Origin of the sequence: Nocardia sp. NPDC050799, assembly GCF_040654015.1 — a bacterium.
GTDB lineage: Bacteria > Actinomycetota > Actinomycetes > Mycobacteriales > Mycobacteriaceae > Nocardia.
Map to the genome: position 1 here is coordinate 1 of NZ_JBFAHF010000040.1, position 23428 is coordinate 23428.

The 23428-nt window shown below is 65.3% G+C and carries 23 protein-coding genes; 12 read left to right on the forward strand and 11 right to left on the reverse strand.

What is annotated here, in order from left to right; translation table 11 throughout:
* Positions 1–404: 404 nt before the first annotated feature.
* Positions 405–1514, forward strand: coding sequence for an AI-2E family transporter (locus tag AB0H42_RS30075; RefSeq protein WP_357062262.1), 1110 nt, complete (start codon positions 405–407; stop codon positions 1512–1514).
* Positions 1515–1531: 17 nt separating this feature from the next.
* Here the strand turns inward: AB0H42_RS30075 and AB0H42_RS30080 are convergent, their stop codons facing one another.
* The 5 genes from AB0H42_RS30080 to AB0H42_RS30100 all read right to left on the reverse strand — a co-directional run bounded on the left by AB0H42_RS30080 (position 1532) and on the right by AB0H42_RS30100 (position 5080).
* Entirely contained in the window at positions 1532–1642 is a 111-nt protein-coding gene (locus tag AB0H42_RS30080) for a hypothetical protein (RefSeq protein ID WP_357062264.1), read from the reverse strand.
* The gene (locus AB0H42_RS30085; protein WP_357062265.1) at positions 1621–2067 is read right to left on the reverse strand and encodes a recombinase family protein; all 447 of its coding nucleotides are present in this window, start codon (positions 2065–2067) and stop codon (positions 1621–1623) included. The genes AB0H42_RS30080 and AB0H42_RS30085 overlap by 22 nt, the downstream gene beginning before the upstream one ends.
* 883 nt (positions 2068–2950) lie before the next feature.
* On the reverse strand, positions 2951–3334 hold the full coding sequence (locus AB0H42_RS30090; RefSeq protein WP_357062266.1) for a hypothetical protein: 384 nt from the start codon (positions 3332–3334) through the stop codon (positions 2951–2953).
* Between the two features lie 62 nt (positions 3335–3396).
* A complete protein-coding gene (locus AB0H42_RS30095; RefSeq protein ID WP_357062268.1) occupies positions 3397–4191 on the reverse strand; it encodes an ABC transporter permease subunit in 795 nt (264 codons plus the stop codon).
* The gene (locus AB0H42_RS30100) at positions 4181–5080 is read right to left on the reverse strand and encodes an ABC transporter ATP-binding protein (RefSeq protein WP_357062270.1); all 900 of its coding nucleotides are present in this window, start codon (positions 5078–5080) and stop codon (positions 4181–4183) included. Before AB0H42_RS30100 ends, AB0H42_RS30095 begins: the two co-directional genes overlap by 11 nt.
* A 91-nt stretch (positions 5081–5171) precedes the next feature.
* On the opposite strand from AB0H42_RS30100, the gene AB0H42_RS30105 reads away from it, so the two are divergent.
* The 3 genes from AB0H42_RS30105 to AB0H42_RS30115 all read left to right on the forward strand — a co-directional run bounded on the left by AB0H42_RS30105 (position 5172) and on the right by AB0H42_RS30115 (position 8049).
* Positions 5172–5636 (forward strand): MarR family transcriptional regulator, encoded by a 465-nt coding sequence (locus AB0H42_RS30105; RefSeq protein ID WP_357062347.1) that lies wholly within the window; start codon positions 5172–5174, stop codon positions 5634–5636.
* 185 nt (positions 5637–5821) lie between these two features.
* Positions 5822–7132: a Na+/H+ antiporter NhaA gene (gene nhaA, locus AB0H42_RS30110; protein WP_357062272.1), complete on the forward strand. Its 1311-nt coding sequence runs from the start codon at positions 5822–5824 to the stop codon at positions 7130–7132.
* Between the two features lie 53 nt (positions 7133–7185).
* Positions 7186–8049, forward strand: coding sequence for an alpha/beta hydrolase (locus tag AB0H42_RS30115; protein ID WP_357062274.1), 864 nt, complete (start codon positions 7186–7188; stop codon positions 8047–8049).
* 54 nt (positions 8050–8103) lie between these two features.
* On the opposite strand, the gene AB0H42_RS30120 is transcribed toward AB0H42_RS30115, so the two are convergent.
* Positions 8104–8598, reverse strand: a complete 495-nt coding sequence (locus tag AB0H42_RS30120; RefSeq protein WP_357062275.1) for a MarR family transcriptional regulator — start codon at positions 8596–8598, stop codon at positions 8104–8106.
* Between the two features lie 92 nt (positions 8599–8690).
* Here AB0H42_RS30120 and AB0H42_RS30125 point away from each other — a divergent pair, with 92 nt between their 5' ends.
* The 3 genes from AB0H42_RS30125 (at position 8691) to AB0H42_RS30135 (ending at position 12033) form a co-directional block, all read left to right on the forward strand.
* Complete coding sequence (locus AB0H42_RS30125; protein WP_357062277.1) at positions 8691–9605, forward strand: ABC transporter ATP-binding protein; 915 nt, start codon at positions 8691–8693, stop codon at positions 9603–9605.
* Positions 9602–11275 carry an ABC transporter permease gene (locus AB0H42_RS30130; RefSeq protein WP_357062278.1) on the forward strand — a complete coding sequence of 558 codons (1674 nt, stop codon included), beginning with the start codon at positions 9602–9604 and terminating at the stop codon, positions 11273–11275. The genes AB0H42_RS30125 and AB0H42_RS30130 overlap by 4 nt, the downstream gene beginning before the upstream one ends.
* Positions 11276–11652: 377 nt before the next feature.
* Positions 11653–12033, forward strand: a complete 381-nt coding sequence (locus tag AB0H42_RS30135) for a hypothetical protein (protein ID WP_357062280.1) — start codon at positions 11653–11655, stop codon at positions 12031–12033.
* Positions 12034–12391: 358 nt separating this feature from the next.
* Here AB0H42_RS30135 and AB0H42_RS30140 read toward each other — a convergent pair whose 3' ends face one another.
* Positions 12392–13834 (reverse strand): sodium:glutamate symporter, encoded by a 1443-nt coding sequence (locus AB0H42_RS30140; protein ID WP_357062282.1) that lies wholly within the window; start codon positions 13832–13834, stop codon positions 12392–12394.
* 417 nt (positions 13835–14251) lie between these two features.
* On the opposite strand from AB0H42_RS30140, the gene AB0H42_RS30145 reads away from it, so the two are divergent.
* Positions 14252–15145, forward strand: a complete 894-nt coding sequence (locus tag AB0H42_RS30145; protein ID WP_357062283.1) for a hypothetical protein — start codon at positions 14252–14254, stop codon at positions 15143–15145.
* Positions 15146–15211: 66 nt separating this feature from the next.
* On the opposite strand, the gene AB0H42_RS30150 is transcribed toward AB0H42_RS30145, so the two are convergent.
* The 3 genes from AB0H42_RS30150 to AB0H42_RS30160 all read right to left on the reverse strand — a co-directional run bounded on the left by AB0H42_RS30150 (position 15212) and on the right by AB0H42_RS30160 (position 17720).
* Positions 15212–15634: a nitroreductase family deazaflavin-dependent oxidoreductase gene (locus AB0H42_RS30150; RefSeq protein WP_357062284.1), complete on the reverse strand. Its 423-nt coding sequence runs from the start codon at positions 15632–15634 to the stop codon at positions 15212–15214.
* Positions 15635–15759: 125 nt separating this feature from the next.
* The gene (locus AB0H42_RS30155) at positions 15760–16392 is read right to left on the reverse strand and encodes a TetR family transcriptional regulator (protein ID WP_357062286.1); all 633 of its coding nucleotides are present in this window, start codon (positions 16390–16392) and stop codon (positions 15760–15762) included.
* 1196 nt (positions 16393–17588) lie between these two features.
* A complete protein-coding gene (locus AB0H42_RS30160; protein ID WP_357062288.1) occupies positions 17589–17720 on the reverse strand; it encodes a hypothetical protein in 132 nt (43 codons plus the stop codon).
* Positions 17721–18458: 738 nt separating this feature from the next.
* Here AB0H42_RS30160 and AB0H42_RS30165 point away from each other — a divergent pair.
* Positions 18459–19472, forward strand: a complete 1014-nt coding sequence (locus AB0H42_RS30165) for a DUF2637 domain-containing protein (protein WP_357062289.1) — start codon at positions 18459–18461, stop codon at positions 19470–19472.
* 134 nt (positions 19473–19606) lie between these two features.
* Complete coding sequence (locus tag AB0H42_RS30170) at positions 19607–20215, forward strand: hypothetical protein (protein ID WP_357062291.1); 609 nt, start codon at positions 19607–19609, stop codon at positions 20213–20215.
* Positions 20216–20226: 11 nt separating this feature from the next.
* Here AB0H42_RS30170 and AB0H42_RS30175 read toward each other — a convergent pair whose 3' ends face one another.
* The gene (locus AB0H42_RS30175) at positions 20227–20793 is read right to left on the reverse strand and encodes a hypothetical protein (RefSeq protein ID WP_357062293.1); all 567 of its coding nucleotides are present in this window, start codon (positions 20791–20793) and stop codon (positions 20227–20229) included.
* A 1077-nt stretch (positions 20794–21870) separates the two neighbouring features.
* On the opposite strand from AB0H42_RS30175, the gene AB0H42_RS30180 reads away from it, so the two are divergent.
* On the forward strand, positions 21871–22938 hold the full coding sequence (locus AB0H42_RS30180) for a DUF4192 domain-containing protein (RefSeq protein WP_357062294.1): 1068 nt from the start codon (positions 21871–21873) through the stop codon (positions 22936–22938).
* A gap of 104 nt (positions 22939–23042) precedes the next feature.
* Positions 23043–23354, forward strand: a complete 312-nt coding sequence (locus AB0H42_RS30185) for a hypothetical protein (RefSeq protein WP_357062295.1) — start codon at positions 23043–23045, stop codon at positions 23352–23354.
* Positions 23355–23428: the final 74 nt, after the last annotated feature.

The window sequence follows — 23428 nt, forward strand, 5'->3', positions numbered from 1 at the left end:
TCGGGCCGTGGCCTCATCCGGATATGTCGCGAGGTAGATGAATGTTTCGTCGCTCTTGCCCATCGTGTCCTCCCTCAGGCGTGCGCGCGGCCGGTTGACCACAGCGCAAGACTTCTCACCCGCCAGCACCCGGTCATCACCCGCGCGGGATGATCGAGACGTGATCCGGCGGGTTCACCACCCGCCAGCGGCGATCGTGTCCTCAGCGGCGGTCATCTCCGCGTAGGTGCGTACGCATAGCGCCTGATCGGCGAACTCACGCTTGAAGACCGAGTCGGCCTCGCCGGCGAGATGGCCCGCGAAGGCGAGGTGATTCGTCGGTGCGGCCTCACCCGTCGCGGGTGAGACCGCACCTAGGATCGAGCTCGTCGAGAGGCCGGAACCATCGACGAGAGTAGGTAGCGATGAGTTCGGTATCTGCGTCACCGGCAAACATGCCGAAACCGGCGATACCACGCGCGGTCACCGTCCTATTGGGCGCGGCGAGCCTGGTCGTGGTCCTCACCGCGATGAAGGCATTCGCCGAGATCATCGGCCCGGTTTTCCTCGCCCTGATACTCACCGTCGCCGTGCAGCCGCTACCCGACGCGCTGCGACGCCGACGCTGGCCCGGATGGCTCGTCACGATCATCGCGATCCTGGCTGTCTGGGGGATCCTGCTGGTCCTCGTCTCCGCCCTGGTGTTCTCGATCGCGCAACTATCGACCCTGCTGCCGGAGTACTCCGACAAGTTCGACGAACTCGTCGGCAACGCACGCTCCGCACTGCAATCACGCGGCATCGGCTCCGACCAGGTGCAGCAGATGTTCACCGACATCGACATGTCCAAAGTGGCCGACCTGGTCGGCGTGATCCTGCAAAGCACCCTCGCGGTCTTCTCGAACCTGTTCTTCGTGTTCGCCCTGCTGTTGTTCATGTCCGCCGACGCAGCCACCTACACCTGGCGACTCAACACACTGAACCGGATACGCCCCGACATCACGTCGGCATTCACCTCCTTCGCCCACAACACACGCAGCTACCTCGTCGTCTCCACCGTGTTCGGCCTGATCGTCGCCGTGATCGACGCCGGCGCACTGTGGCTGATGGGCATCCCGCTGCCGATCCTGTGGGGACTGCTGTCGTTCATCACCAACTACATCCCCAACGTCGGCTTCGTCATCGGAGTGATCCCACCCGCGCTGCTGGCCCTGCTCGACGGCGGCCCGGTACTGATGCTGTGGGTGATCGTCGTCTACAGCGTGATCAACGTGATCATCCAGTCCGTCATCCAACCCAAATTCGTCGGCGACGCAGTAGGACTGACAGTGACGTTCACATTCCTGTCACTGGTGCTGTGGTCATGGGTGCTCGGACCGCTGGGAGCGATCCTGGCGATACCGCTGACGATGTTCGCCAAAGCACTACTGGTCGACATGGACCCAACGACGCGATGGCTGCAGATCCTGCTCACCAGCAAAGCAGAACCCGACGACGGAACACCGGCGGCCGGCGAGACCACCCGCGACGACTGAGACTCCGCCCTACCCACTCACGAGCTCCGCGAGCCGGCGGTATCCGCCGCCGGACCATCGCTGATCTCGGGCACGTACTTGTAGAGCGTGGTCCGCGAGATCCCGATCAGCCGAGCCACCGAGGACACCGTCTCGTCGGGACGGGTGAGCAGGGCGCGCGGGCCTGGCGGACCTGCTCGTCGGACATCGCCGGGGGCCGGCCGAGGCGCTGCCCGCGGGCCCGGGCCACGGCCAGGCCTTCATGCGTGCCATCGACGATGAGTTCACGGACGAATTCGGCCAAGGCGGCGAAGACGTGGAGCACCAAACGCCCGCCGGGGGTGGTGGTGTCGAGTGCTTCGTGCAGGGACCGGAACCCGATACCGCGGCGCCACAGACCGGCCACGATCGAGATCAGGTCCTGCAGACTGCGGCCGAGCCGGTCCAGCGACGCCACCACGAGAGTGTCACCGGGGCGCATGTAGTCCAAGCACTTGGCGAGCTGTTCGCGCTCGGCGTCTTTCCCGGATTTCTTGTCGGCGTACACCTTCTTGCACCCGGCGGCCTTCAGCACGCGGGTCTGCCGGTCCAGATTCTGATCCTGAGTCGAGACCGCACCGATTTCGGCAAACAGGATCTAGGACCAAAACGGGGAGTAAACGCGGGGCCAGACACAAAAAACAGGTCAGGCCCGATCTGAGACCGGGCCTGACCTGCTACTTTTGTGGAGCTAAGGGGACTCGAACCCCTGACCCCCACATCGAGCGTCATGAGCCCATCTGCCCAGACAGGATCGGTGGGCGGAGCCCGACCCAACGACCGACCCCCGCAACGGCAACGCAGACGGGCACACCAGCAGGCTGCGATCCAGGCAAATTACGTTCAGCTACAACTGAATACAGCGTCTGGTACGCAACGGCCGTCGGGACCCCATCACTTGGCCCCGGGTCGAACCACCCCCGAAGCTACCGTCCCAACGAACACTCGACCCTCGATGACCGGTTGTCAGAACGTCAAGTCGACCGGTAGCGCACACAGCCTGATAACTGGCTACGCCCAGGACGGTGCACGACACCCCAGCAGACGACTGACCAGGGAAAAAAAGCTACACGACCAACGATGCGCCTCCAGCTCCACGAGCATCTCTCTCCCCTGGTAGACATCCGACGCCGGCGTCACATCCACGACGAAAGCGCGGGGTAACCGCGGGGCTTGCTCGAGTCTGCACCCACGTAGCGCCGCCAAACGATACGCAACCTGCACAGCCGGCCAGCCCAAACGCTCGGTCCTACTTATCGGGAGCGTTTCCGCGGGGGTCCGTCGATACGCTGCCCGTAGTGAGCCGTAGGAAGCTCGACTTCGGCGCTACCTGCCCTTGTTGGACGCCCATAGATTTCGGCTGAGTTGCCACCGCGGCAAGCGGCTCCCCCGCCGATGGGGCGTACTGCGCGCCTACCTCAGATGGCTAATTCCGTCGATCCTTTGTCGACCCGGTATTGGAAGCAGCCAGGACACAAGCCGAAGTCGGCGTCGACGGTGGCACGGCCGCAATCACCGCAGCTTCCCATCCTGTCGCTAGCTGAAGCCGCACTGGAAACCGACAGTAGAGGATACATCCGGATTTGCGCGTGTATCGACGTCGACCAGGGCTTCAGTTCGCCACCCACCACACAAGCGGTAGTAGCGCGCTGCAGTTGTGCGCGGGCGGTGTCGGCCGAAGGCTTACGGCCAGTGGCCTGCGGCAGCATTTCGATACCACTGTGGTTGCCGCCGGTGATGCGCTCATCGTGTCCGGCCGCATCGAAGAGGTCAAACGCTTCGCCAATCTCACCTGAGATCACCACGGCACATGAGCCAGCCCAGCGGTCGCCGAACGGTGCCGCTGGGCTCTGGGCGATCGGCTTCAGGAGTGCAGGTCGCGCTGGTTGAACCGGAGGAATCCGAGGGCCACCAGGGCGACACTCACCGCGAGCAGGATCGCAGCATCGGCCCACTGCATGCCGTTGCGCAGGGGCTCGCCGCCGATGTAGTAGTGGAAGGGCGAGAGGTATTTCAGCCAGCCCGCGCCGATCACCCCGGCGAGGTTGCCGGCGACATAGGTGAGTACGCCGATTCCCACGGAGATGCCCAGCACCAGTCCGCGTTTTCCGAGCGCAGCACCCAATCCGATGGCCAGCGCGCCGAAGGTGATTCCGAGCAGCGCCAACTGCACGCACTGCGCGGCGAACTCGGCGATGCCGATGGATTCGAGATCTGCACCGGACCGGATCACCAGCATGCCGGCGAACACAAAGATCGCGATGGCGGCCGCGCCGGTGACCAGCCCGGCGAACCGCTCCACGGCCAGCCGGGTCCGGCCAACCGGGTGGGCCAGCAGCAGGTCCAGGTAGCCGGTTTCCTCGTCCCCGGCGACAGCGCGAGCGCCGAAAGTGACCCCGAAGGCCATCACCAGCAGCGGCAGCAGCAGTCCGAACACCGTCGAGCCCAAGTAGCCGGCGGCTGAGCCGATGTCCTGCATGCGCAGCGCTTCGCGCATCGCTTCCGGATAGTTCTGGACGGTTTCGGCCATCCCGCCGCTACCGCCGACCTGCGGGTAGAACGCGGCATACATCAAGCCGACTGCGGCGGTACCGATGGACCAGGCCGCCAGCGCACGGCGGTTGTCGGCGAGGGTTCGGGTGTAGATATCAGGCAGCATCGGCGTCTCCGGTGTAGTAGCTGTGGAACAGGTCTTCGAGGGCGGGTTCGGTGACCAGCAGGCCCGCGACGTGATGACCGGCCAGGGCGCGCAGCAGGGCATCGGGGCTGCCGGTCACCTGGCAGCGCAGGGTTCCCCCCTCGATCCGCACATCGGCGACCCCGGGCAGACCAGTGAAGGCGGAGGAGTCGACGGGCCCAGTGAAGGTGACTTCGACATCACGGACGGCGTCGGCACGCAAGCCGACGACGGTGTCGAGGGCGACCAGGCGGCCCTCGCGGATGATGGCCACGCGGTCGGCGACCGCTTCGACCTCGCTCATGATGTGACTGGACATGAACACCGTCTGCCCGCCCGCAGCGGCCTCGGTCACCATGTCCAAGAAGATCTGCTGAGCCAGAGGATCCAGGCCCGAGGTGGGTTCGTCGAGGATGAGCAGCTCGGGCTCGTGCATGAATGCCTGCACCAGGCCGACCTTCTGCCGGTTGCCCTTCGACAGCGCCGAGATCTGCTTGCCCTGATCCAATTCCAGCCGCTCACACAGGACGTCGATACGGTCGGCACCCGCTCCCCCACGCAAGGCGGCGAGAAAACGCAGAGCCGCCCCCACTTGCTGCCGCCCGGGCGCGACGAAATCCCCGGCCAAATAGCCGATCCGCTCGTGCAAGGCGACTGCGTCGGCGCGGGGGTCCAGGCCGAGGATGCGGGCGGTGCCGGACGTGGGGCGGATGAGGTCCAGCAGCAGGCGGATAGTCGTGGATTTTCCGGCGCCGTTGGGACCCAGGTAGCCGAAGACCTCGCCGTGTTCGACCGACAGCGACAGCTCGACCAGCCCCCGGGACGAGCCGTAGGTCTTCGTGAGCTCGTTCAGCTCGAGCGCTCTCATCATGAGACAAAATGTATAGAACTTTCAGAGATTTGTAAATATTCGGAATATTCGCAGCTCTGATACCTTCGTGGGCATGGGAACCAACGAGCGATTGCGGGAAGCCGCCGAAAAACTGGCGCTCACGCTGTCGGCCGGCGGCGGGATGCAGCGGTCGACCGCGCGGGTACTGACCGCCCTGCTCTACACCGAGCAGGACACGATGACCGCCGCCGACCTGTGCGCGGAGCTGTCGATCAGCTCCGGCGCGGTATCGACCGCGATCAAACATCTGATGCCGGTCGGGCTGATCGAACGGGTTCCCGCGCCGGGCAGCCGCCGCGACCACTACCGTTTCCGCGCCGGAGCCTGGGCGGCGCTGATGTCGCAGCAGAACACGATGCTGGCCACTATGCGCGATTCGGCGCAGGAAGGTATCGACGCCACCGGCCCCGATACGGTCACCGCGCGGCGCCTGCACGAGATGCAGGACTTCTACACCTTCATGCTCAACGAACTCGTCCCCCTGATCGAGCGATGGCGCGAACAATACAGCGCCGATCACCCCTCGCCGACCTGAGACCGCACCTCCTACGCGAAACCTGGCGATCCCGCTACCGGCCGAGTTGGCCGGCAGCGGGATCGCGGTTTGCGTTCACCATGGTCTATACGGCATCTTTACAGCAGGAGAGCCGGGAAGCCTGGTCGGCGTATCCGGTCCATATGTGGGCCGGGGTCGATGCCGACGAAAGATGACCCGCGCTGATGAGCTCACCTCCACCCCGTCTCTCACTATTTGCCCGGGGTTCCTGGCCGGAGACCCGGCGGATCACCGCCGTTCTGCGCACCGAGACCGCCGGAGGCGCGCTACTGATCGTCGCTGCGGCGATCGGGCTGATCTGGGCCAACACCCCGTGGTCGAGTGCCTACGAGGCGCTACGCGATTTCCAGCTGGGGCCGACCGGACTGCATCTGAACCTGTCGCTCGAGACGTGGGCAGCCGATGGACTGCTGGCGGTGTTCTTCTTCGTCGTCGGCCTCGAACTCAAACGCGAGTTCGTCGCCGGGGACCTGCGTGACCCGCGCCGCGCGGCGCTGCCGGTGGTGGCGGCAATCGGTGGGATGGTCGGCCCGGCGCTGATATTCCTAGCGTTCAACCTCGGCAACGGCGACGCTGTCAAGGGCTGGGCTATCCCGACCGCCACCGATATCGCCTTCGCGCTGGCCGTCCTCGCGGTCGTCAGTTCTCATCTGCCCACCGCGTTGCGGACGTTCTTGCTCACCCTCGCGGTGGTCGACGATCTGCTCGCGGTGACGGTGATCGCGATCTTCTACACCGACGAACTGCATCTGCCCTACCTGGGACTGGCTGTGCTTCCCCTCGCCGCCTTCGCCTTTGCGGTTCAGCGCCGGGTCCGCTCGCCGTGGGTGCTGGTCCCGCTGGCGTTGGCGACCTGGTGGCTGGTGCACGAGTCCGGGGTCCACGCCACTGTCGCCGGGGTCCTGCTCGGCTTCACCGTGCCCGTCCTCACCACCCGATCCGGGGCCGGTGATCCGTCGGCGCAGGACCCGGGGTTGGCCGAGTGGTTCGAGCACCGGATCCGCCCGTTCACCGCCGGTTTCGCGGTGCCTGTGTTCGCGTTCTTCGCCGCCGGGGTGACCATCGGCGGGCTCGACGGGATGGTCGATTCGCTCACCGACCGGGTCACGCTCGGCATCGTCGTCGGTTTGGTGGCCGGTAAGGCCTTCGGGATTCTGCTCACGACTTTCTTGACGGCGAAACTCACGCGTGCCGAGCTGGATTCCGACCTGAGCTGGATCGACGTCACCGGAGTGGCATTGCTCGGCGGGATCGGGTTCACGGTCTCCTTGCTGATCGGGGAACTGGCCTTCGCGGACCAACCGCGCTGGGAAGACCATGTCCGCATCGGAGTCCTCGTCGGCACCCTGACAGCCGCCGGGCTGGCCGCCATCGTGCTCCGCATACGTAACCGCGTCTACCGCCGCATCTCAGAAGAAGAGGCCCGCGACGACGACAACGACGGCATACCCGACATCTATCAGCAGGGGTCCTGACCATGCCGGCACCTTTCGAGGACCGCCACACGCCAGAAAAAGGAGGCCGGCGGATGGGATCGGCCTACATCAACACCCCCAGCGGTGAGGTGATCGGCCGGTGGTGCACCGAGCAGCTACAGGACTGGGACACCACCCATCGGCGATGGACCATCACGACATCGGCCGGACCCACCCACGTCGTAACTCTCGGCCCCACCCACGAGTCGGCACCCACCGTTGTGGTGATCCCGGGCACGAACATGAACACCGCGGCCTCGCTCCCATTTCTGGCGGAGCTGGCAACTCGGTACCGGGTGATCGCCTTGGATACACCGGGCCAGCCCGGACTCAGCGCGCCCCAGCGACCCCGCAAAGACCGGCTCCCCTGGTACGGGCGGTGGCTCGACGAAGCGCTGGAACAGACCGTGCCCGATACGGCCGTACTGCTCGGACATTCGCTGGGCGGGGCGATCGCCCTGGCCTGCCCTTCCGTGCGGATCGCCGGCCGCGTGCTCGTAGCCCCGGCCGGACTCGTTCGCCTGAAGGTGACGCCACGCCTGCTCGCGGCAACCTTGGCCTGGCTCGCCGCGCCCTCACCCGGTCACACACACCGGCTCCTGCACCTGATGACGGGCCCGGAACAGTCTGTAGCACCGCATCTGGTGGAGTGGATGACCCTGGTCGCCCGCTACTGCCGGACCACCCTGGCGCCCTCGCCGCTGCCTCCCGAACTACTCGAAAGCTGCCGGTCGGTGCCCTGTGTGGTGGCCACGGGCTCGCACGATATCTTTTTGCCGCCCGCCCGTCTCGAACCCGCTGTTCGCGATCTGCTCGGCACCGAACTGCGCATCCTGCCGACCTGCGGGCACCTGGCCCTCGACGACGACCCGGCCGGGGTTGTGGAACTGGTCGACCACCTCACCGGACACCTGTGACGCCGGCCGGGCCCGCCGGAAGCCGACAGGGCCGGGCGAACCGGATCGCCATAATCAGTCGGCGTCGGGAAACATCTCGCGGCGATGTTTCTGCCAGCGGCTCATCATTTCGGGAAGCTCGGCGCGCATGAACCGGTAGTACTCGAGGGTCTCGCGAACCCGGCGGCCACCGGGGCGGGCGGCGTCGAGCAGTTCGACACCATCGCCGAGGAAACGCAACGCCCGGTCGAGCGCCTCCTGACGCTGGGCGGTAATGGCGTACCAGACATCCTCGTCATACACCCGATAGGTGTCGGCACGCGCACCTGGCTCGCGTTCGCGGCCGAGTAACCCGGCTTGCACAAGGTAGCGAACAGCTCCCGAGATCGCGGCCGGACTGACCTGCAGACCGGTCGAAAGTTCCTGGGCGGTGTAGCGCTCGGCGTCGTCGGCGAGGACATAGGCGAAGACCCGGGCCGCCATCCGCGGTGTACCCGAATCCGCGAGCAACAGCGCGAATTGCTCGACGAACCGCAGGACCGCCTGCTCCTGCTGGTCCCGCTCGTCCACACCGACCTCCTTCTACCCCTGTTCACACCTGCCGCTACATCATATCCTTCAAACTATTCACACATTTGTGAAAGATATGTAGGCTGAGAGGTATGGACACTGCCGTCGCAATCTCCGGATTGCGCAAGACTTTTGGTCGCACCACCGCGCTCGACGGCCTGGAGCTCGACGTCCACCCTGGTGAGGTCCACGGATTCCTCGGACCGAACGGCGCCGGGAAGACCACGACCATCCGGGTCCTACTGGGTCTCCTGCGCCCCGACAGCGGTTCGGTCGAGCTACTGGGGGGAGATCCGTGGCGCGATGCGGTAGCCCTGCACCGGCGGCTGGCCTACGTCCCCGGAGATGTGGAGCTGTGGCCGAACCTCACCGGCGGGGAAGCGATCGACGTATTCACCAGGCTGCGGGGAGCAGTCAACAAGAAGCGTCGCGAGGAGCTCATCGAACGGTTCGATCTGGACCCGACGAAGAAAGCCCGCACCTACTCCAAAGGCAACCGGCAGAAGGTCGCCCTGATCGCCGCACTGGCTTCGGACGCGGACCTGTTCCTGCTCGACGAACCCACCGCCGGACTCGACCCGCTGATGGAAGTCGTGTTCCAGGACGTGGTCGCCGAGGTGAAGAACCGGGGCGGCACCGTGCTGTTGTCCAGCCACATTCTGGCGCAGGTGGAGAAACTCGCCGACCGGGTGAGCATCATCCGCGCCGGACAGGTGGTGCAGAACGGCACCCTCGCCGAACTCCGGCATCTGACCCGCACCACGGTCGAGGCCGTGACCGAGCGGCCGGTCGGCGATCTGGACGCTCTCGCCGGTGTGCACAGTGTCGTCAGCGAGGACGGCCGTGTTCGATTCGATGTCGACACCGATGCACTCGATTCCGCGATCGCCATGGTCAGCCGGGCCGGAATCCGCGCGCTGACCAGCCACCCACCCACGCTCGAAGAGCTCATGCTGCGTCATTACGGCGACGAACTCGCCGCCGCGAGCAACGGAGCAGGCAAATGACGACCACCGCAACACATCCCGACACGCCGTCGGCCGCAGCTCCGATCGATCCCGAACATACGACCTGGCGCGACGCCCTGGCCGGGACCGGCACACTGGTCCGGCTCGATCTGCGCCGTGACCGGATCAAACTTCCCGCGTGGGTCCTGGGCATCGCACTGATGAGCCTCTACTACGCCTCGGCACTACAGCAGGTCTACACAACTCCCGAAGACCTGCGGGCGGTCGGCCAGTTCAGTGAGGGAGTCGTCGGTGCCCTGATCTCCGGCCCTGGTTACGGACTGACCGATCCCACCATCGAATCGGTGATTGTCGCGGTCTACGGCCTGTACTACCTGCTGCTCGCCGCGCTGATGAATATCCTGCTCATCTCCCGGCACACGCGCATCGAGGAACAGACCGGACGCGCGGAACTCGTCCGCGCCAACGCCGTCGGACGCCATGCCCAGCTCACCGCCGCACTCGTCATCGCCGTCATCGCCAATCTCACAGTGACACTGCTGATCGCCGGCTCGTTCGCCGCGGCCGGACTCGATACCTCCGATGCGTGGCTGTTCGGCGCCGGTGTCGGCGCCGCGGGCCTCGTCTTCGCCGCGATCACCGCCGTCACCGTCCAGATCACCGAATACTCCCGCGCCGCATCCGGACTCGCAGGCCTCGCCCTGGGCATCGCCTACGTCATCCGCGCCGCCGGCGACGCCGTCCGCGAAGGCGGCAGCGCGCTGTCCTGGCTGTCTCCACTTGCGTGGTCACAACAAACCCGCGCTTACGCCGACAGCCGCTGGTGGCCGCTGCTCCTGTCATTTGCGCTGATGATGGCGGTCACCGCGCTGGCCTATCTGCTCTCTTCGCGCCGCGACCTCGGCGCCGGGCTGGTTCCACCTCGTCCCGGCCACCGGGAGGCTCCGGCCTGGCTGGCCACACCGGTGGCGTTGGCGGCACGCCTGCAACGGGCCGGGCTCATCGGCTGGGCCTGCGCACTGGTCGCCAGCGGAGCGCTCTACGGCGGGATCGGCAACACCATCGTCGATTCCTTCGACGACCTGCCCGACCAAGTCGTCGACGTCATGGGCGGCGACGCGACCCGGATGCTCGACGGCTACCTCGGCACCATGGCCTTCTTCGACGCGTTGCTCGTCACCGTCTTCGCCATCCTCGCCGTGCAATCGCTTCGCACCGAGGAAATTACCGGCCGCACCGAACCGGTACTGGCCACCGCGACCGGCCGGATCGCCTGGTTCGCCGGGTATATCGGGGTAGCAGCCGTCGGGGCACTCGCCTTGCTCGCAGCGACCGGTGTGGCATTCGGAATCGCGCTGGCGCTATCGGTCGGCGACGCCGGCTACATCGCCGACGGTTTCGTATCCCACCTCGTCTTCACCCCGGCGGTATTTCTCGTACTCGCGATCGCCGCCCTGCTCTACGGCGTCCTACCCCGAGCCATCGGCGCCACCTGGGCAGTATTCGGGTTCGCCATGATTCTCGGCTTCTTCGGCCCGATCATGAACCTGCCGCAGTGGGTCCACGATCTGTCCCCGTTCCAGCACATCGCCCGCCTCCCCATGCAAGACCTCCGCTGGCCGGCGCTGATCGTGCTCACCGCGACCACGGCAGCTGCGGCGGTCGCCGGTGCTTACCGTTTCCGGGAGCGCGACTTGGATACCAACTGATTCGTGAACGCACACAGCGGCCGGCAGCGCGACATACTCACCGCGCGACCTCGGACCGATACCAACGCGGCCGAACGTAGGGGGAATGAGTTGACCGCACGCCATACGCCGCTTCCGAACATGATCGCTTTCATCGCCCTGACGGTCGCGGGTGTGGAAGTCGCGCGAACCACGAAGGATGTGTTCGTGATAGCTGTCGTCCTGGTGGCACTGGCTGTGCTCGGCGCGGCAGTGGTCCGCCAGTTTCGGGATCGGCTGTCGCCAGGCTCCCGCGGGAACCGAACGCCCCGCTTCGTTCGGAGGTCGAACTGGCCCGCCTCCGATCGAAGCGGCGATCGGCCGACAGCAACCGGTTGAGCGAGAACCCTGGGAGACCCATGAAGGCTTTCATCGTGAGCCTGATTTTCGGTGCCGGCGCTCTCTTCTGCACCTACCTGGCGTCTTTGGGCTTCCGCGGCCTGGCGACGAGTACGACCAAAGGGTACGGCGAGGACATCCCCGACCACATCCGCACCGACCCTGTACGCCGAAGAAAAGCGAACCAACTCGTGGCCTGGTACGAAACCACTGCGGCGATCCTGTATATGCCGCCCAGCGCCTACGCACTGTGGGTCGCCTTCGACCCCGAGGGGCAGATCCCGCTTCCGGTGCTCATCGGCCTCGCCGTCTACGGCCTGGCTGTCAGCATGCTCGCGGGCTATCCAGTAGAGAAGATCAAACAACGACGCTCGGGCAGTATCACCCGGTCCAGCGGCTGATCGAGCACCTCTGGGCAATCCGGCAACACGTGACGCAACGCGGGCACCTGGATTCGACATCGGAGGACCCCCAGTCCGCCCGCCGTCGAGCCGCAACCGCCGGACCTACCGGTCCGATCGTCGGCGACAGCGGTTCGGCAGGTTCACGGCAGACCGCTCGGGGATGCTGCGCGGGGAGGTGATCGACGATGATCCTATTGTCGGCCACCGAGCAAACCGGCATGACATCCGATTACGCGTGCACAACGATCGGCATCACGAACTTCGATCGAACCCACATCCGGCCTTTGGTACAGCCCAGAAGCGAGTTCACCCCCGGCGCAGGTGCCGCACCAAGGGTGAACTCGCTTCCCGCTCGTCACGAGGCGGCTGGTGCCGGTTCCTCCGCAGCAGCGGCGACGGGACGCCGGCCGAAGTACAACAGCCCGACGGCGAGCGCGCCGACGAACAGCGCGAGCATGCCCGCGAGCAACCAGCCAACACCGAAGTTGGCGATGATCGGAATCGCCCCGGCAGTGACGAGACCACCACCGAAGAACGGTTCCATGATCAACTGCTTGTACCCGAACGCCTGATACGCCGGGGTTTTCAGATCGGGGTCAACCACCCGCAGCAGAATCAAACCGGTCGAGGTCACACCCATGGCCTGACCGACATCGGCGATACCGCGCTCGAACCAGAAATCCGGCAGCATTCGGCGCGCCAGGAAAATGAACGCACCGGCCGTCCAGACCAGACCGGTGATCGACAGCAGGATGAACGGACCCATATTGGCCGCGATCGCCGTCAACGACAAGGTACCCAGGGCGGCGATAACCAGCACGTCGAGGCTGAAGCCCTGCAAACGTTCGATCATCTGCACATCGACGATCTCCTCACGATCGAACGCTTGGATCAGCCCCTGCACGATGATCCCGCCGATCATGGCAATCGGGAACAACGGCACATGCGCGAACAGTTCGAAGCTGTCGGCCCAGAGCTTGGACTCCACCCACTGGATTCCTTCCAGCAGCAGCCACCCGATCAGCACCGCCACCGCGAGCAGCCCGAAGTGCAGTGTCAGCGGTTCGATCGAGGACGGGTTCACTGTCAAGGTGCCCGCGGAACGACGCCGCTCCTTTTCCACCAGACCCGCGCGCTCGGCCACCGAAGGCTGGGCATCCGAACGCAGTTCGGTGGTCTTACCGGTGCGCACACCCCAGTTGATCAGCGCGATCCCGCAGATGATGCCGGACAGCACACCCACCGTGGCCAGACCCAGTGCCAGGTCCTGGCCTTCGGGGAAGCCGAATTCCTCGAACGTGCCCGCCATACCCGCGGCGGTGCCGTGCCCGCCTTCGAACCCGATCTCGATCAACGTGCCCGCCATCGCCGGCAACCCGAACACCGGACCGAGCACCAGGATCGCCAGTAATAGACCGAACACGTACTGACCGCTGGCCACCGTCATACCGAAGGTGATCTGCGGACCGGCCACCCGGAACGCCTGCCGCGGCGACGGCAGCTTGTGCCCCATCAACAGGCCCGCGAACACCAGGGAGATCAACAGTCCCGGCAGGGTTTTCCATACTTCGATGATCTCCGGTGTCAGCAGACCAGAGTCGGTGAAACTGTCGTTGCCGAACAGGGATGCGATGCGCCCGAACACATCCGGCCCGATCAACAGCGCGAGCGCACCGCCGATGATCGAACTGGGTATGAACAGTTTCTGCGCAAGCTTCCACTTCACTCGAATGATCTTCGCGATCAACATCAGCACGCCCAGCATCAGCAAGGCGAAACCGATTACCTCTGGTGACATACTCACCTACTCCCGTCGTAGCGGTACCGCAGACACCCGGCGACTGCCGGTAGCGAATGCGACAAACACCCCAAAAATATGCCGTTAGATGACGGTACGATAGATGATGGTCCATCAGTTCGTAAATTGTTCTCCCTCACGGGAATAGGCGAACAATTCCGCAGCAACAGCAGGTTCGACGGGTAGCCGGAGTTGCAGTGGAGCGCCTTTTCCGGCATCTTTACCGATGGTGCGCCGGGAAGTCTGGTCGGCAGCCCGGCCCGAAACGGGTCGGGTCTATTCGACCACGGGAGCGCTCTTGCAGGGTGGCAATACCTTTCAGAACTCGGTTCCACCCAGGGCGAATCGACACCACCTCGACCGTTCGCGCTTCGAAGAGCCCGGCGGCGAACCGGCCCTGAAAAGGGCTTCGGCCCGATGGCCGATGAATTCGCATGCCGCGGTTACGACCCCGGCAGAGATCCGTACATGACCTGCGCGACCGTGATGACGACTATCAGCGCGGGCACAGCGGCGATCAGCGGTATCGTTGCGCTCGTCATCGCCATCGACAGTTCCCCGCCCACCGAACGCAGAGTCGCCATAACGGTGTGGGCCGTGGTTATCGCAATAGCCGTGACGACCCTCCTGGGCATCATGGCCGGGCTACTCGGCCCGGCGGCCATAGATCGATTGCCGATAAGCGTCCTGCTCACGTTCGGCGCCGCGGGGGCCGGTGTCTGCGGTGGACTGATATTCGTCGCCCGCGCTGTCATCGACGCCCGCCGCCCCTCACCGGTACTGCTGTCGACCCCTCTCCTGACCGACAGCATTCGACCCGAGACCTGCAACGTCGACACACCCGAGCCTCCGTGCCCCGCGCCCGGATGGTCGGCGTTGTCATTGCACCTGCGTTACGAGCTGGAAGCCCACGCGCCCGAGGAGTCGAAACCGACGACGGGAAGACCGAAACGTCCACCGAACCCGATGAGCCGGTGGCGAGCGAACAGCACCGGCGAGGTCGAAATACCGGGTGAGCAAGCGCGGGTACCGGCTCCCGGTATCGCCATCGACGGTACCGCCGTCCAGGCGAGCTGGACTCGAATGTGGATTCAGCTCCTTCCCGGCATACACCGGATCTATGCAACGGTGGGCGCGCCCCGGACCGAGAGCGCAGATTCGACGCGAGTCGACCCGGCCGCCGCCTCTCGCCGGGACACCGTGATCCTCCGCGAGGGCGAAACCCACCACCTCGACTATGTTGCTCATATCCGGACGGTAGCCGGGCCGGAGAGTCAAGAATGGCCCTCCTACCGTGTGGACTTCGGGTAACCGAGGTCCATACGTACCCGAGAAAACTCGATACCGCGCCCGTGGAGTTCCGAGTCCGGATAGGACCTACTCCCGCGCGAGGCGGAGCCGGACCATCGGAAGGCCGGTGCCGCGTTCGTCGATCTGCGTACCGAGCGTGTTCTCTATGGCCGGTTTCAGGGCTGCCCACGCACGGGGGTGCCCAGCCGCGTAGGCGTGTAACGAGGCAGCGACCTCGTCCGGGCCGAGCACGCTCGCGCGCGCCTCGGCGGGCCCGCGACCGCCGAGCCAGACCCGGACCCGCGGATCGGCTCGCACGTTACGGAACCACTGGGCCCGGGTACCGAAACCCGAGACCACCACGTACGAATCCGGATCAGGGCGATCGACGACCTCCAAGACCACATAGCGGCGAGCACCGGTCTTTCGCCCGATATGTTCGAGCATCAGCATTCGTGTCCCGAGCAGGAAACCGAGCCGTGCCCGATACAGCCACACAGGAGCTCGCATCAAGCGGCGGGAGTGTAGCGCCCGAGACGCGATGCCGACGAGAGCACCGGCGGCCGGAGCGGGAAGAGCGGAAGAATCATTCATGAGCACCTCGATCGTGATTAGCTGCGGTTGCCTGGGGCCGGTCACTTGCCTCGTTCGATGACGCCTCCTCTCAAACCTGAGCGGTAGATAGACAACACTTCGGCACCCCACCGCCGCATACCGTCTTCGGACCCGAGATCGATCCCGAGAACGGCGCCGAGGTGAGGACGCAAGGTCAAAACCGCGAGGTCGTTCACGAGCAGAAACGCGGCACGGATATCCGGATCGGTACCGGCATCGGCGAGGCCTCGCTCGACCATCCCGGCCAGCACTTCTCGACCGACCGCGTACAAACGCCGGAACAGAGCAGACCCGGCGGGCTCCCCTGCCAGCAGCATGCGCCCGAGATATGCAGGAACCGGAGAGTCGGCGGGCAGCTGCGCGATCACCTGCGCCGCCAGGCCCGAATCCGCGCCGGGCGCCCACGGACCGGACGCGTCGGCCAACACCGTCCGCTCTAGCAACGATTCGAAAACCGCGGCGACATACTCGTCCACCGCCTCGCGCAGCCCGGCCTTCGCACCGTAATGCCGAATCACCAGCGCCGGGGAAACCCCCGCAGCCGCCGCCACGGCGCGAACCGTCACGGCGTCGGGTCCACGCTCGGCGAATAGCCGCAAAGCCTCGTCTCTGATCCTGGCCCTCGCTGTACGATCATCCACATGTGAACGCATGTTCACTATAGTAAACATACGTTCACGTCAGGTCCAGTGCGAGGCCTACCGCACTGCCGGACACGAAGGGTGCACGAGGCAGCGACCCGGCCTCGCCGACAATGTCCTCATGTTCGATACGGCGGCCGGGGCGGAACATCCGGGACATCCGGGCATCGATGACCCGCAAACAGCGCGCCGACATCCGCTGCAGGAGGGGTGAACATCCTCGATGCGTCAGCGCACCTCTTGGACGAGCGAGTCACGGGAAGCGTCGGTCCCATCGCCGCCGCTGGGGGCGACACCCGCCGGGCGGTGTGGGTTGACTTCCCCTGGTCGGCCCCTCGGCCGTGCCGCTCTGCGAGAAAGTCGGCTCGGCCGGCGGTATCGGCGCCCCGGACCGTGCCGCACGCCGGCACCTCTTCCGCCGACGCAGGCGCCCATAGACCCGAATCGCGATACGGCACAGGACGCGATCAACCGCGGCACGACCACCGTCTCTCGACGACGGCGGCAGCTCCATCTCAGCCATGCTGCAACCGGGGCGGTCGGTCGAGACAGTTGCTTATAGAATCCGCCGGTTCGGTCCCGGGGGACACCATGCACACGCAACCGCATCGATTTCGGCAAACAGGATCCAGGACCAAAACGGGGGGTAAACGCGGGGTTGGTCCAAATGAAACAGGTCAGGCCCGGCACTTGACCGGGCCTGACCTGGGGTTTTAGGTGGAGCTAAGGGGACTCGAACCCCTGACCCCCACACTGCCAGGCGTGGGACAGCCCCCTGATCAGGGGGTTTTCCTGGTAAAACGGCATGTTTTCGCTGTTGTAGTTGGCGTGGCCGGTGGGGACGTTGTCGTAAAAAGTGTCGTGAGGCCCGCGCCGACGTTCTCCACCCGTCCACCATGCAGAGAGCGAATAACCGTCGGCCTTTGGCATGGAAACCCATGACGACGGGTTGACTCACAGACGCCCGACGGGGTAGTAGCACCGGCCTTTCGGGCAGCGTTGGCATCGCGGGCAGCGAGACGATGACCAGCGGCGCCCGTCCCTGCTGTGAGATACCCAATCTGCATAAGTTCGAGCGTACCGGAGTCTACGGTGATCGCCTCGTGATGTTCGCGTGCCGCCGTAGCGGAAAGACCCGCCCTTGCCTCCAGATCGCCGGGCTACAGACCTACTCCCAATATCGACGACGGGCCGTTCCGTGTCTCGGTTCACTTGGATTCGGACGAGGCAACCGCCTCGATGCCCGCGGCCGGGTCCCGAGGCAGGTAGGACTCCAAATGGGTTTCGAGGGCGTCATTGTTGTCGATGGTGAGCGTGACCGGACCTTGCCAATAGACCATCCCGCGATCTCGAGCGCAGCGGGCGCCGAGTTTCCCCGATTTGGATGTCGAGGGTCATGCTGTCGAGGTTCGGGTCGACGACACTCTCCTGGTCGGCACGGCGTGCGGCAATCCAGCATCGGCTGACCCAGCAATGACCAGGAGTGGCACGACCGGTGGAGGGATCCGTTATCCGCCTGATCGAGGGCACTAACTGCTGCGATGGAGTGCTGGCATGACTGGTGCACGGGAGGGCTCAGGCCCCGCTATCGAGATCGAATGCCACGAGATCACCCCGATGCGGGCTCGAGAACGGCGGGATCACGGTGCACCTGAGCGCCGCCGATTCCGGGTCTGCGATCTGCAGTCCATTACCTCGAGATCGAAGTCAACAACCTCGACCGCGAGCTCACCGGAAGACTCCCGGATCCGGTGAGGGAAACCGATCGTCCGGGACCTGGCTCGGCTCGAACAGGGCCGCGATACCAACCCCTCGATCGCGGTGGCGCAAACCCTGCGCATGGCCACGCCTTCCGGGCCGCCGCACAAGTCCTAACTGTTCGTCAACCGGTATTGATAATTCCTGATTCCAGACAAGCCGCCATGGAAGGCTTTGCGTCCCGGGCGGCGGCGGGCGAACCCGAAGCGCAACTCCCCTCTGCCTGCCCGATGTCGGCAACAAGTTGTCTTGCCGTATGTCACGTCCATACGCGCATCCCGTCCGTTCATCCTGCCCTGCCCGGAAGGAGTCTCCCCACCATGGTCGATCTCGATGTCGACCGCACGACGCCCGTTCGCGGCGCCGCACCAGCGGCGTCCGCACGAGCCCCGCGTGCGCGCACCTTCTTCTGGGCAGTTCTGATCACCGCCGCCGCGGTAAGTATCACCGGTAACGCCACCCAGGCCGTACTGCACGACACCCCGCTCCCTGCCGTTGCTGCCGTCGTGGCGGTCATCCCTCCACTGGCATTACTCGCGGCCGTGCATGGGGTTTCGGTGCTCTCCCGTGCGCACGCCTACGCGCGCGGCACCTACCTGCTGGCCACAGCCATGACGGTGCTCATAGCGGCGGGCGCGTTCTGGTTGTCGTTCACCGCACTACGCTCGCTGGCGATCATCGCCGGGATACCGCCCGGTGAAGCCTGGCTCTGGCCAGTAATAATAGAAGGTTCCATGGGCCAGGCAACCGTCGCACTGCTGTCTCTGGCGCGCTCCGCCACCTCTGACGACGAAGCAACCGATGCACCGCTTTCTCCCGTGCGCACTGTAAACGACGCCGCCGCGCTCGAGAATCGTGGACCCAAGGGCAAACGCACCGGCCGTGCGGAGGAGCGTGTTGCCGTGCGCACACCTCTAACATCACCCCTGGATCACTCCGTGTGCACACCCGACTCCATGCTTGCCACTGTGCGTACACCCCTGCAACTCACCGTGCGCACACCTGAATCCGTGCTCGACACTGTGTGCACAGTGCCCGGAGACGGTGAACGGAATCCGGAAAATCTGTCTTTGATAGCCCAGCAAGTGTGCGCACGCGATCCGGCGGGACGCCGCGATCCCGATCAGGTGGCACAGATCCTGACTCTCCACTACCGCGACGGCTTGAACCCGTCCCAGATCGCACAGCGGGTCGCCCCCAGCCGCACCACGGTGAGTCGGATCCTCAGCGACGCCCGCGCCATACACGCCGAGGAGCCGCCAGCGTGTTCCGGCGATGAGGGCGGCAACGAATCTGTCGAACCATTTCCCTCCGGGTCGGAGGCCGACCCATGATCGATGCCCCCACAATCACACTCGACAACCCACCGGAGGGCGGTGTTGGATTGATCTCAAGGTTTCACCCTTGGATCGGTCACCAGCAGCGCTGTCGCGTTCTCCCACGCCGCGGCGTGGGAGGGAATGCCCGGATGGACGTCGATATCACCTGTCCCCACTGCCACCGACTCGACGGCGTGCAGAGCGTACCCGCGATCTGCGCCGACGGGTCCTCCACCAGCTACGACACCGGTACGTACAGCGGCGTCGGCATCGCTTCCACCGGGCTCGTACCTGTGGTCGGTACAACCACGATCGAACGCAGCCAGAGCACCACCCTGGCTCGAAGCCTGACCTGTGCGCCGGCGCTGGAGCCGACAAGACGGCTCACCGGTTTGGGGCTGTTGCTGCTGGTCCTACCAGCGATCGTGCTGGTGGTCCTGACCACGGCAATGATGTTTCCCCCGCCCAACACAGATCGGTCGTCGCTCCTGCTCGGCATGATTATGTGCGTCGGAACGATATCGCTGCCAGGGCTGTTGACCCTACGCAGTTCGTTTCAGCGCGGGCGTCGCAACGCCCGGATCATGCGGGGTCGTCCCCGCGCGATGGCGGTGTGGTGCGCGGGCTGGTATTGCCATCGTTGCTACTTGGCCTTCTGGCCGTATTCGCCGCTACCCGACATCCCTGCCCGCCAAGCCGTAACTCCCGATCAGTTCCGTTGGATGGTCTGGAAAGCCGGCGGCTACCTGAATCGGTAACCACATCACCATCATCCCTCCCCCGCCGCGGTGTTCGTCCCACCGCGGCGGGGGTCGTCGATGACATCCGGTTCCCTACGACTCTCACGCGCCGGTTCTTGGACCGGAGCACCAAGGTTCTGGTCTTTCTGCCTCTGCCCTGTGCTTTGCGGTCTGGGCGGGGCCGTTTGCACCCCGCTACGTTCGGTTGCGGTGCGGGCCAGTCCGAGAAGCCGTCGTGCTTCTTTCGGAGTGATCTCCAGCAGTTCGGCAATGTCATCGTCGGTTTGTCCCTGTTCACGCAAGGTTGCCGCGCCACCGGCCTGGGTGACGCGGTGGCGGTCGATTTCGGCTGCGGCGTCGGCCTCGACCTCGGCGATGCGGCCGCGGAGCTGCTCGATATCGCTGTCGCGCTGGCTTTCCCGGGCTCCGATCGATTGCCAGGCGTCGATATGGCGTTTCACCGCCTCGAGGATGATCTGTTCCTGCAGCCGCGCGGCGTCGCGGCGAGCTTTAACTCTCTCCTGGGACCGTTGAATGCGGTCGAGGGCTTCAGGAGAACGTCTGGCTTTCGATGATCGGGAACGGTCTGCGGGCATGCGCGACTCCTTGAACGCGGTTACCCGTGCCAACTGATCTGTCCCGCTTCCAATCTTATCCGAAACAAACACGCATTACGGCCGACGCTGTCATCCCGCATTCCAGCGTTCCGCACTCTTCGACCCGGCTCGATCGGAGGCATACACCCGCCTCCGCCAGGAGCGATGCGGCGCCGGATCTCGGACTTACCTGGACTGCACAACTCTGCTGCCCGGGTTACTGGCGGGGCGTTGCCGCCGACTACTCAGGGAGCACGGGCCACTCGCGCCGCTGCACGGCCGACCCGTCTCCCGAGGGCACGAGAACCCGGCGGCCATCTCCTGATCATGCCTCGTGACCGCCGTGATGTTTCTGCCGCGGCGCTCACCGAACCCCAGAGAGACTGCCGTGTCCACGATTTCCCATGCCGCGCACTTGGTGCAATGGATCCAGGAATGTCTTCCCTCAGTCGACGAAGACCGGCACCACCCGTGGCTGGCCGAGCCCGCGACTCCCGGTGCGTTGGTCGCTCAGATCGACGTGCGAGTCTGTGTCCCCGGTTTCGGTGATCACCAGACGCAACTCACTTTGTCGGCACCACTTCTGGTCACCGACGACCAGAACCCTCCGCACTCTGCTGAACGTCAACCGTATCCACCGGCCGTAGCAGATTGGCCAACCGGTACCTGAGTCAACTAAATCGACTGTTGCAAATCGTATTTCGAGTGTACAAGCCACCGAATTGGCCGGACCCTCCCGTGCCCGTCGATCCGCCGGTCTCGGACGGCTGTGCCGCCCGAAATGGTATGCGAAGGGTTTCCAGAACACCGGCGATCCTGCGGCTCCCCATAGCGGGTGTACGACGGTCCAGCTACGCACCACTACCTGTTTCTGTGGCCGCAGTCTCGAGTTCGGCGATCCGGTTTGCTCCCATGCACGGCGCTGCCGTAGCCAATCACGGGACCGTTCCAAGCGTTCTACAACTGCTGGCGTCTTCGCGCCGCGTCCCGGATTTGCATCACAGGCTCCTATCCCAGCCTGCGTTGCGCCCAGATGCCCCTGGTCCTTCCCACCTGCCCGTTCCGCGAGAGGAACCCATGGTCGACAAGAACAGATCCGCCGCCACCGCACCGGATCACCCCGTGCGGATCGACAATCCCGGCCAGCTCATAGCCTCGGTGCCAGCGATCCTCGGATTCGTCCCCCATCGATCCCTGGTCGTCGCCCTACTCAGCCTGGAACCCAGCCGGCGCGCTGGTGCTATCAAGGCGGTCGTCCGCTGCGATCTGCACGACCCACATGACATGGCCGGCGCCGTAGCGTCAGCGGCCATAGCCAACGGCGCCGACGCGGTGCTGGTTTTCGTCATCGACGACCGGCGGCCCCCTCTCCATCCCGACGACGCCGTCCTGATCGCTGTGAACGATCGGCTCGCCGAGTCCGGTGTCGAAGTCAAAGGCGCCTGGACGGTCCAGCGCATCGCCACCGAGCAGCGCTGGCACAGTCTGCGCCCACCGCACCGGACCGGGGTACTTCCTGACCCGACTACTACCGTTATCGCGGCCTACCGCGCCTACCGAGGCGGCTCGGTCGCACCCGACCGCACTGCACTCGAAGACCTGTTCACCCCGCTACCCGAACTGGCCCAGGAAATCTCCGAACATCTCCCCGACGCCGAGACCCGCCTCCATCCCGGTGACGCGGGCACGCGCGAATACCTGTGGATCCAGACGGTGTTGTGCACCGTGGCCGCGGTGGATGCCGGCGCGGACGCCGCCCCGCAGGCGCTCGCCGATGTCGCCGTCGCCTGGCGCGACAACCCGGCCCGAGACGCCGCACTCGCCCTGGCAGGCACTGCTCACGCCGACGCCGCCGAGCAGGTAGCGCTCACCTTGACCCGCACACAGAGCGGGCAGGATCGCGCCCGCGCCGCGTCGGTACTGGCATTTCTGACCTACCACCGAGGAGAAGGGGCCCTGGCAGGCATGGCTGTCGAGGCCGCCCTCACTGCCGACCCCTACGACAGCCTGGCAGCGCTGCTGCGCACCGCGCTCGATTGCGGCCTGCCTACCGACCGTGTCCGCTCCTTGGCCCAGCACATCCGCCAAGTCCTCGTCGCGGACGGTGTGGAGATCCCGCCGGTTGTGCTCCCAGATCTGCCGTGACCGCGATTGTCTCGGGACGCATCGGTCAGGAGCACAGCCGAGCCCGTGGCACCCCGTCGAACCCATTTGGGCATCTAGCCCTGACTTTCAGCCGAGGAGATTGCATGTCGGAGCAGTTTCGCCTTGCGCACCTGCCTCTGCGGCTGCTGGTGCGCAATGAGTTCAATACACAGTGGCACGCGTTCGGACCGAATTTTGACGACTTCCACGACTTGGTCCAGTACATCAGACAGTCCCATATCTCGCGTGCGCGGAAGCGGATTGTGCAGGTCTGGATGCGCGACCGGCGAGAAGACGGTGAGGCGCGGTACCGGATGACGACTGTGTGGGAAGGGACCCGTCTGACTTCCGGCATGGGCAACCGCTTCGCCGTGGAAGTCCCCGAATTCCCCCGGGACTACGATGGCCCCGGCTGACCAGTCCGGAGCCGAAGCTCTGCGGCCGAGGACCCATCATCCGCCTGTCCGCCCCATACGCAGTCCCGGCGAAC